This is a genomic window from Chitinophaga deserti, assembly GCF_003149455.1.
Lineage (GTDB): Bacteria > Bacteroidota > Bacteroidia > Chitinophagales > Chitinophagaceae > Chitinophaga > Chitinophaga deserti.
In genome coordinates this window covers 21,816-33,257 of the sequence record NZ_QFFK01000019.1, presented here as the reverse complement: position 1 = coordinate 33,257, position 11,442 = coordinate 21,816, and the positions used below count along the sequence as shown (strand labels likewise).

Here is an 11,442-nt window from a genome sequence, read left to right as displayed (position 1 = left end):
CAGTAGTGGTGCAACCTGCAACGGTTACAGCATAAGAGATCGTAGTAGTACCAGCGGATACGGCAGTCACCACACCAGCTGCGTCAATTGTCGCTACAGCGGTGTTCGATGATGACCAGGTACCGGAAGCGGTAGTACTGGCAAGCGTAGTAGAGGCACCTTCGCACAAGGTCGTAGTTCCGGTGATCGGAGCCACAACTGGCAGCGCGTTAACTGTTACCGTAGCGGTCTCAGTAGTGGTGCAACCTGAAACGGTTACTGCATAAGAGATCGTAGTAGTGCCGGCGGATACGGCAGTCACTACACCTGCTGCGTCTATCGTAGCTACAGCGGTGTTCGATGATGACCACGTTCCGGAGGCTGTAGTGCTGGCAAGCGTAGTAGAGGCACCTTCACACAGGATCGTAGTTCCGGTAATCGGAGCCACAACCGGCAGGGCGTTAACTGTTACAATTGCTGTCTCAATAGTGGTACAGCCTGCGGCCGATACAGTATAAGTTACTAATGTAGTACCGGCAGAAACTGCAGTTACCAGACCAGCAGCATCAATTGTAAATACCGCAGTGTTAGAAGAACTCCAGGTTCCACCAGGAGTAGCATTAGCCAGTGTTGTGGTAGCGCCTTCGCACAGAGTCATGGTTCCGGTGATCGGAGCCACAACTGGCAGCGCGTTAACTGTTACCGTAGCGGTTTCATTAGTGGTGCAACCTGCAACGGTTACAGCATAAGAGATCGTAGTAATGCCAGCGGATACGGCAGTCACTACACCTGCTGCGTCTATCGTAGCTACAGCGGTGTTCGATGATGACCACGTTCCGGAGGCTGTAGTGCTGGCAAGCGTAGTAGAGGCACCTTCACACAGGGTCGTAGTTCCGGTAATCGGAGCCACAACCGGCAGCGCGTTAACTGTTACCGTAGCGGTCTCAGTAGTAGTGCAACCAGCAACGGTTACTGCATAAGAGATCGTAGTAGTACCAGCAGATACGGCAGTCACCACACCTGCTGCGTCTATCGTAGCTACAGCAGTGTTCGAGGACGACCAGGTTCCGGAGGCGGTAGTGCTGGCAAGCGTAGTAGAGGCACCTTCGCACAGAGTCATAGTTCCGGTGATCGGAGCTACAACCGGCAGCGCGTTAACTGTTACCGTAGCGGTCTCAGTAGTGGTGCAGCCTGCAACGGTTACAGCATAAGAGATCGTTGTAGTACCAGCAGATACGGCGGTCACTACACCAGCTGCGTCAATCGTTGCTACAGCGGTATTAGAAGATGACCAGATACCGGCAGCAGTGGCGTTAGCCAGAGTAGCCGAAGAACCGATACATATAGTGGTAGTACCAGTAATCGGAGCCACAACTGGCAGCGCGTTAACTGTTACCGTAGCGGTTTCAGTAGTGGTGCAACCTGCAACGGCTACAGAATAAGAGATCGTTGTAGTACCAGCAGATACGGCGGTCACTACACCAGCTGCGTCAATCGTTGCTACAGCGGTATTAGAAGATGACCAGATACCGGCAGCAGTGGCGTTAGCCAGAGTAGCCGAAGAACCGATACATATAGTGGTAGTACCAGTAATCGGAGCCACAACTGGCAGCGCGTTAACTGTTACCGTAGCGGTTTCAGTAGTGGTGCAACCTGCAACGGTTACTGCATAAGAGATCGTAGTTGTACCAGCGGATACGGCAGTCACTACACCAGCTGCGTCAATCGTCGCTACAGCGGTGTTCGATGATGACCACGTTCCGGAGGAGGTAGTGCTGGCAAGCGTAGTAGAGGCTCCTTCGCACAGAGTCGTAGTTCCAGTAATCGGAGCTACAACTGGCAGGGCGTTAACTGTTACCGTAGCGGTCTCAGTAGTAGTGCAACCTGCAACGGTTACTGCATAAGAGATCGTAGTTGTACCAGCGGATACGGCAGTCACCACACCAGCTGCGTCAATTGTAGCTACAGCGGTGTTCGATGATGACCACGTTCCGGAGGCGGTAGTACTGGCAAGCGTAGTAGAGGCACCTTCGCACAGGGTCGTAGTTCCGGTGATCGGAGCCACAACTGGCAGCGCGTTAACTGTTACCGTAGCGGTTTCAGTAGTGGTGCAACCTGCAACGGTTACAGCATAAGAGATCGTAGTAGTACCAGCGGATACAGCAGTCACTACACCAGCTGCGTCTATTGTAGCTACAGCGGTGTTAGATGACGACCAGGTACCGGAGGCGGTTGTGCTGGCAAGCGTTGTAGAGGCACCTTCGCACAAGGTCATAGTTCCGGTAATCGGAGCCACAACCGGCAGCGCGTTCACAGTTACAATTGCTGTCTCAATAGTGGTACAGCCTGCGGTCGATACAGTATAAGTTACTAATGTAGTAGCGGCAGACACTGCAGTTACCACACCAGCAGCATCAATTGTAAATACTGCGGTATTGGAAGAACTCCAGGTTCCACCAGGAGTAGCATTAGCCAGTGTAGTAGAGGCGCCTTCGCACAGGGTCATAGTTCCGGTGATCGGAGCCACAACCGGCAGCGCATTAACTGTTACCGTAGCGGTCTCAGTAGTGGTGCAGCCTGCAACGGTTACAGCATAAGAGATCGTAGTTGTACCAGCGGATACGGCAGTCACCACACCAGCTGCGTCAATTGTCGCTACAGCAGTGTTCGATGATGACCAAGTACCAGCAGCGGTAGTGCTGGCAAGCGTAGTAGAGGCGCCTTCACACAGGGTCGTAGTTCCGATGATCGGGGTTACCACCGGAAGAGCGTTCACTGTTACAGTGGCTGTCTCAATAGTGGTGCAACCTGAAACGGTTACTGCATAAGAGATTGTAGTTGTACCAGCGGATACGGCAGCCACCACACCAGCTGCGTCTATCGTAGCTACAGCGGTATTGGAAGATGACCAGGTACCGGAAGCGGTAGTGCTGGCAAGCGTAGTAGAGGCACCTTCGCAAAGGGTCATAGTTCCAGTGATCGGAGCCACAACCGGCAGGGCGTTAACTGTTACCATAGCGGTTTCAGTAGTGGTGCAACCTGCAACGGTCACTGCATAAGAGATCGTAGTAGTGCCAACGGATACGGCAGTCACCACACCTGCTGCGTCTATCGTAGCTACAGCAGTGTTCGATGATGACCAGGTTCCGGAAGCGGTTGTACTAGCCAGTGTAGTCGAAGAACCAATACATACAGTGGTAGTACCAGTAATCGGGGTTACCACAGGCAGGGCGTTAACTGTTACCGTAGCGATCTCAGTAGTAGTGCAACCTGCAACGGTTACAGCATAAGAGATCGTAGTTGTACCAGCGGATACTGCGGTTACCACACCTGCTGCGTCTATCGTAGCTACAGCGGTGTTGGAAGATGTCCAGGTTCCGGAAGCGGTAGTGCTGGCAAGCGTAGTAGAGGCGCCTTCGCACAGGGTCATAGTTCCGGTAATCGGAGCCACAACCGGCAGGGCGTTAACTGTTACTATTGCTGTCTCAATAGTGGTACAGCCTGCGGCCGATACAGTATAAGTTACTAATGTAGTACCGGCAGACACTGCAGTTACCACACCAGCAGCATCAATTGTAAATACTGCGGTATTGGAAGAATTCCAGGTTCCACCAGGAGTAGCATTAGCCAGTGTAGTAGAGGCGCCTTCACACAGGGTCATAGTTCCGGTGATCGGAGCCACTACCGGCAGTGCGTTAACTGTTAATGTAGCAGTCTGAATAGTGGTGCAACCAGCGATAGTTACAGCATAAGAGATCGTAGTTGTACCAGCGGATACGGCAGTCACCACACCTGCTGCGTCTATCGTAGCTACAGCGGTGTTAGATGACGACCAGGTTCCGGAAGCGGTAGTGCTGGCAAGCGTAGTAGAAGCACCTTCACACAGGGTCGTAGTTCCGGTGATCGGCGCAACTACCGGCAAGGCATTTACAGTAACGGTAGTCGTAACCGCATCTTCACAACCTGCAGCATTTATTACAGTATAAGTAATAGTAGTAGTACCAGCAGACACGCCGGTTACCAGACCAGCAGCATCAATCGTGGCCACAGCCGTATTGGAAGAATACCAGGTGCCAGCGGGGGTGGTGCTCGCTAAAGTAGTAGTTGAACCAATGCACACATCCGTAGTACCCGTAATCGGGTCTACTACCGGCAATGCGTTCACAGTTACAGTGGCAGTTTGTGTAACCACACAACCAGCTGCATTGGTTACCGTGTAAGTTATAGTAGTTGTTCCGGCAGAAATACCTGTCACCTCCCCTGCTGCATCAATTGTTGCCACGGCAGTGTTAGAGGATGACCAGGTTCCAGAAGCAGTAGTGTTCGCTAATATAGTAGATGCACCAATGCACACATCTGTAGCGCCCGTGATCGGATCTGCTACCGGCAATGCATTCACCGTTACAGTAGCCGTCTGTACATCCACACAACCATCCACATTAGTTACCGTATAAGTAATAGTAGCCGTACCGTCTGATACTCCTGTCACTACTCCGGCTGCATCTATTGTTGCAATTGCAGCATCAGAAGTTGACCAGGTGCCTCCGGCAGTTGTGCTGGCCAGTGTAGTCGTAGAACCGATACACACATCCGTAGTTCCCGTAATCGGGTCTACTACAGGCAGTGCATTCACTGTAACAGTAGCTGTCTGGGAAGACACACAACCTGATGCATTCGTGAAGGTATAGGTAATAACTGCCGTACCTCCGCTTACACCGGTCACCTCTCCTGCCGCATTAATAGTGGCCACAGATGTGTTAGAGGAAGACCAGGTACCACCGGCAGTGGTGCTGGCCAGCGTGGTGGTAGCACCAACACACACCGAAGCAGTGCCTGTAACAGGGTTCACTACCGGCAGCGCATTCACTGTAACAGTGGTTGTTTGCGTAGAGATACAACCGGATGCATTGGTAACTGTATAAGTGATAACAGCAGTACCTGCAGTTACACCCGTCACTTCACCTGCCGCATCAATGGAAGCTACTGCTGCATTGGAAGTAGACCAGGTGCCTCCCGCAGTAGTATTTGACAATGTCGTGGTTTCACCAATACATACCCCGGTGATGCCTAAGATCGGATTCACTACCGGACGGGCATTTACGGTTACAGTAATTGTTTCCGTGGAAACACAACCCGATGCGTTGGTGAAAGTATATGTAATAACAGACGTACCGGCGGTTAAACCTGACACATCCCCCGCTGCGTCAATAGTTGCTACAGCTGTGTTGGAAGACGACCATACACCGCCGGCAGTTGAATTCGCCAGCGTAGTAGTGAAGCCAACGCAAACATTGGAAATACCGGTAATTGGTGTCAGTGCAGTCAGCGCATTCACGGTTACCGTAGCAGTTTGCGTTGCCACGCAGCCTGCGGCATTGGTTATAGTATAAGTAATAGTTGTTGTACCGGCAGATATACCTGTCACTTCACCTGTTGCATCTACAGTTGCCACAGCTGTGTTGGAAGATGACCAGGTGCCGCCTGTAGTCGTGCTCGCTAATGTAGTATTAGCGCCAATGCACACATCGGTAGTTCCCGTAAGCGGGTTTACTACCGGCAGCGCGTTCACAGTTACAGTAGTTGTAACTGAAGCCTCGCAACCATTTGCATTGGTATAAGTATAAGTAATGGTAGTTGTACCAGCGGATACGCCCGTCACTTCACCGGCTGCGTCAATAGTTGCCACAGCGGTGTTGGAGGAAGACCAGCTGCCACCGGCAGTGGTGTTGGCCAAAGTAGTAGCAGCACCAATACATACGTCGGTAGTTCCGGTAATTGGATCCAGCACCGGCAGGGCATTCACCGTAACCGTAGCGGTTTGGGTAGAAGTACAACCGGAAGCCTCGGTGATTACATAGGAAATAGTAGTAGTACCTGCGGATATAGCCGTCACCTCACCCGTTGCATTAATCGTTGCCACGGCTGTATTGGAAGATGACCAGACACCACCGGCAGTAGCGTTCGCCAACTGAGTAGTAGCCCCGATACAAACATCCGTGGTTCCGGTAATGGGTGACACAGCAGTAGGTGATTGTACCGTTACGCTATAAGTCACGGAGGCATTACAGCTTGCGCTGTTGGATACCAGATATGTAATAATGGTTGTACCGGTAGTTAAGCCCGATACCTCACCTGTAGCCGGATCAATAGTAGCTACCGCCGTGTTACCGGATGACCATGTTCCACCTGTAGTCAGGCTGGACAATGTAATCGTACCTCCCGTACAAACTACATTGCTACCGGTAATTGGCTCAACCAGCAGTGGTGTATTTACCACAACTGTTGTAGTACGGGTAGTTTCACAACCATTGGCATTAGTTACTTTATAAGAAATGACAGTAGTACCTGCCGTAATGCTCATCACCATTCCTGTACCATCCACCGCGGCAACCGCCGGGTTACTGCTGGACCATACACCACCGGGAGTAGCACTGGTCAACTGTGTACCATCTCCCACACAAATGGAATTGGTACCGGTGATCGGGCTCACTACAGACAATGTATTCACAGTTACAACAGCAGTTTGTGTTGCCGTACAGCCAGATCCGTTGGTGACAGAATAAGTTATAGTTGAAGTTCCTGCAGCAAGGCCTGTCACAACACCTGAAGCATCAACCGTTGCCACAGTAGTATTGGAAGATGACCAGGTACCGCCGGAAGTAGCGCTCGACAGATTAGTTGTAGTTCCGATACAAAGCGAAGTGGTTCCGGTAACCGGACCAACAGCAGGCGGAGCGCTTACTGTAACAAGGGCCGTTTCTGTAGTTACACAACCTCCTGCATGGTTAATTGTATAGGAGATGGTAGCGGTACCGGCAGTTACGCCGTTCACCACACCAGCCGCGTTAATCGAAGCTACAGCCGGGTTGGAAGAAGACCATGTACCTCCGGCAGTGGCGTTCGCCAAAGTGGTTGAACCTCCGATACAGAGGGTGGTGGTACCGGTAACCGGTGTCATAACCGGTGGAGCGTTAACGGTTACTGTTGCCGATATACTGGCAACACAACCCGCCGCATTCATCACGGTGTAGGTGATCTGCGCTGTACCGGCAGACATGCCGGTTACATTACCTGATACATCCACAGCTGCAATGGCTATGTTATCAGATACCCAGGTACCGCCTGCAGTGGCATTCGCCAATGTGGTATTACCTCCAATACATACAGTATTGGTGCCTGTAATGGCAGTCATCACCGGAAGCGCGTTCACGGTGATATTTATCGTTTGGCTGGACTTACATCCTGCCGCATTTGTTACTTCATAAGTTATAATGGCCGAACCTGCAGTCACGCCTGTCACAACACCGGCAGCATTTACAGTAGCTACGGCTGTGTTGCTGCTTTTCCAGGTACCGCCTGCTGTGGTATTCGCCAAAGGCGTGGTACCATTCACGCATACATCGGGCGTACCGGTGATGGCGGCCACTACCGGGAGGGCGTTCACCGTCAGGGCATGTGTTACGGAGTTCACGCAGCCTGCGCCGGAGGTAACGGTATAAGTGATGGTTGCATTACCTGCAGCCACACCAGTTACCACTCCTGTTGCGCTTACTGTGGCTACTGCGGCATCGCTGGTAGTCCAAACGCCGCCGGGAGTAGCATTGGTTAATGTCTTTGTTTCTGCGATACAGATACCTGCATCACCCACGATGGGATCTACAGGCACTACAGCCTGTGTGAGCTTGATAGTATCTTTTACGTTACAGCCGTCTGGGAAGGTCACGCTCACGCGGTATGTACCGGGTGCTGTGGCAGACAGGGTTCCACCCGTGCTGCCATTGCTCCATGTATATACGGAACCGGGCGCTCCGAAGAAACCGTCTGTATTGAGTGTATAAGGGAATGCGCTGGCGCACAGTTCCAGGTCGGCACCAAGGCCGAGTATGGGAGCGGCGGCATCTTTAGGATCGATCGTCCAGCCGGTGTTACCGCCGAGGTTATCGCTATGCTCTTTCGCGCGGAAGGTGGCACCGCCGGTGGCGTTGGACCGTTCCAGGCGAACGTAGTCGAAGGTCACATCACCGCTTGTTTTCACAATGGTTGCCTGCGCGGTGGTGGTGCTGCGGATCTCCGTCAGGCGGCAGGGCGTACCGCTGCCAAACCATTCGCCGGTGATGGTGTTTGTTGAACCACCATTCAACCGGTATACGTTACCGGGGAAGAATACGAGCTTACCAAAAGTATTACCCGTACCATATATACCACCACTACCTTTATATTCAACGTAGTTGAGTGTATTATTGCTACCGTTAACACCAACAGCAGATGCATTATGCGGATTGGTGTATACGATGGAATCTGCCGTGATATTTGAAATGATACAGTTGCCGGTCTGTGTACCCGGTACAGTAATATAATTATATGTTCCGCCATTGAGGATAACCGTACCGGTTAACCTGGAATTTGCTGCATTAACCGTTCTGATGGCATAAGCACCGTAATACTGAAAATTGGTAGCGGTAATATTGGCATCGGAAATATCCAGATGGATTGTGTTGTCGATACCGAAGTTACTGATACTGGCTAAAGTGGCGGTTCTGCCGGGCATGCTGAATCGTCCCGTTGTAAGGCGGATGTTTGCATTCGCATTCGAAAAGTCGTCGAGCATAGTGACACCGCTGCCGCTGATCTTGCGGACATCGATATCAAAGTTCCCTTTAACGCTCCCTGAGATGGTCACATTTTCAGCACCCATCATCCGCAGTTGGCCATTAATAAAGCTGTTCGGGTTGAGTACAAGGCCACCCCAGCATTCCGCTACCCAGGTATTATTTTTATCCAGAATGGGATTATTGGCAGCGCCTGTCCAGTCCATGTTGTGGAAATAGGCATTGCCCACCGAGATCGTCACGGTTTTAGAAGCTGCCGTAAAACCGGAATTGGCATCGAAGAATACATCGTTGCTGGTTGTAGGAATACAGGCACCGCCTGCTCCACCGCTGGTGTTACTCCAATGCATGGCATCGTTCCAGTCGCCGGATCCGCCAACCCAATAGCGGGCACCTGTTGCGGATGAATTGATGGTCCATCCGGTGTTACCTCCTGCATCTGCACCACTGAAGGGGATAGGCAGCGTCAGCGATCCGCCTCCGCCCGATGCAGTGATATTCTCCAGATATACGTTGTCAATCTCTACTACGGCATTTGGCCCAAAAGTGATATTGCTGATGGCCGCGTTACCACTCCTGATCTCACCTAAACCGGTACAGGAAGGATGCTGCGCTTTAAAATACTTGTTGATGGTTGTATTGGGCGCATCCAGGAAAAAGAAGTTCCTGGAAGGGGCGAGAATAAGGGAGTCGATATTGTTTCCGGTGTACCGGATCATACCCCTGCCCATGAATTCGAGCCTGCGGATGGTATTACTACCTGAAATCTTCGTGCTTCCGCTGAGCGAGGTACTCGTCATGGTGAGCCGGCCAAAAGTAGTAGTGGCTACATCTATATTATCACCATTACTGGCGCCTATCTCAACATCATTATATACAGATGACCGGGTTGCTATATTGGCAGTTACGCGCAGAAAAGAATTCGCGGCATTCAGCGAAAAGTTGCTGCCATAATAAAACCAGCTGTTTGCTATTATTATGGAATTCTGCATGTTAATGGCCCTGCTTAGAGAACCGGCAGCAGTTACTCCCCCGAAATCCATATGGAGGTTGCTGATATCGAGCGTTCCTCTCACCAGGCCTATCGTACCTGTTGCGTTGATCCAGTCATCTGTAAACTTCACAGTCAGCGGCGTACCAGCCAGATACTTACGGACAACAATATGAATTGTTCCTAATCCGGCTCCATTCGATGTAACAGTGGCATTTTGCTCTCCCCGCATATCCAGCGCGGTATTCATGGTCACCGTAGGGTCCATCACCAGCGAACCGTATACCTGCATATTGAAAGATCCGCTCTCATTGAAAATGGGACTGCCCGCAACGCCAGACCAGGTCATGTCCTTACAATAACTATTGCCGGAGGTAGTCACAATTCTGCTGGCACCACTAAATCCGCTAGCGGCGTTGAAAACCACATTATCATTAATGAATGGGATACAGGCGCCTCCCGGTCCTCCGCTGGTGGTACTCCAGTGCGCATTATCGTTCCAGTCACCGGCACCGCCTACCCAATAGAGGGTAGTACCCGGACTGGTAGGCTGTACAATGTTCCATCCCGTGTTCCCCTCATCATCGATACCGTTTACGGTAAGGGGCGTCATTGTTCCGGTTGCCGTCATATTTCGCAGCAACACGTTATCGATATCAATTACGGCACCGGTTGCGAAATTAAATTTACCGGCAGTATTGCCCACAATCTCGGTAAATCCGTTACAGGGAGCTCCCCCGGCACGAAACAGTTTATTAATGTTTAAGGTACCATAAATGGTAACATTCTTATTAGGTGCCGTTATCAGTGTATCCAGTGTATGTGTGCCATTGTCGATAACAACAAATGGCCCTTTCGCCTCCGCATATTGGACCTTGTTGCCGGATCCTCCAAAACCGCCACCATTCTTAAGCAGCAGGTACTTTATTTCATTATTATTAGCGCGGACTGCTCCCCAGCCATGAAATATCAGGGTATCAATAATATTATTAGATGCTATTCTCGCTTCTGAAGTAACCGCAGGATTGGTAAATTCCAGTACATCGAACTTACAATTCAACACGGTATGATTAGTGCTGACGGTATTCCAGATCGTTGCCTTATGATAAATACCCTGATCTGCGTAAAACCTGTTTGTATTGATGATACTACCTGTAGCAGAAAGCGTGAGCCCGGTATTCATAGCGCTCCAGCCCATCGTGAGATTCAGCGTAGCGTTCGTGACATCTATGGTACGCGTGCCTGCCTGGTCCGACCCTATGGAATAGGCCGTAATCTTCTTGTTGGCTGCATTCAACCCACCGGTAAACAACATAATGTTGTTACCGGTTAAACTCGTACCGTTTACAATATAGTCATCTGCAAACGTCACAACCGAGCCCACAGCCTTACGGATATTCAAGGCCATGTTAACGTTGGCCGGCCCGTTTGCTGTAACCGTCGTATTCGTACTGCCCACCAGGTCGAGTGTTATCGCGTCGTAGGCCACATTCGGCCGGAGAGATACGTTGCCCGAAACGGAAATAATGTATCCATTGTTCGACCTGTTGATCCTCGGGGTTCCCGGAAGGCCCGGCAACCAGATGAAATTATTACAAAACACGTTTGCATCCACTGTTACAGCCCAGTTGCCCGCTGCTCCGGCCGGAGGGCCGAAGATCACGTTATCGGCACTGGATGGCACAATACTGGGAATGGCACCCGCAGGGCTGCCCAGGCGCCAGTTGTTCAGATTACTCCAGGTGCCGCTGCCGGCTACCCAATAATAATCAGCGGCCATGCCGGATATAGAGATCAACAATAAAACGAAAAGTGATAATAACTTTCTCATGAGGACGGTTAATACAAAAGGTTAGCAGGAAG

1 protein-coding gene is annotated in these 11,442 nt (G+C 51.1%); it reads right to left on the bottom strand.

What is annotated here, in order from left to right; translation table 11 throughout:
• Window positions 1-11,410, bottom strand: an 11,410-nt coding sequence (locus DEV76_RS25725; protein WP_157963120.1) for an Ig-like domain-containing protein, incomplete at its 3' end; no start/stop codon positions are given.
• Window positions 11,411-11,442 lie beyond the last annotated feature (32 nt).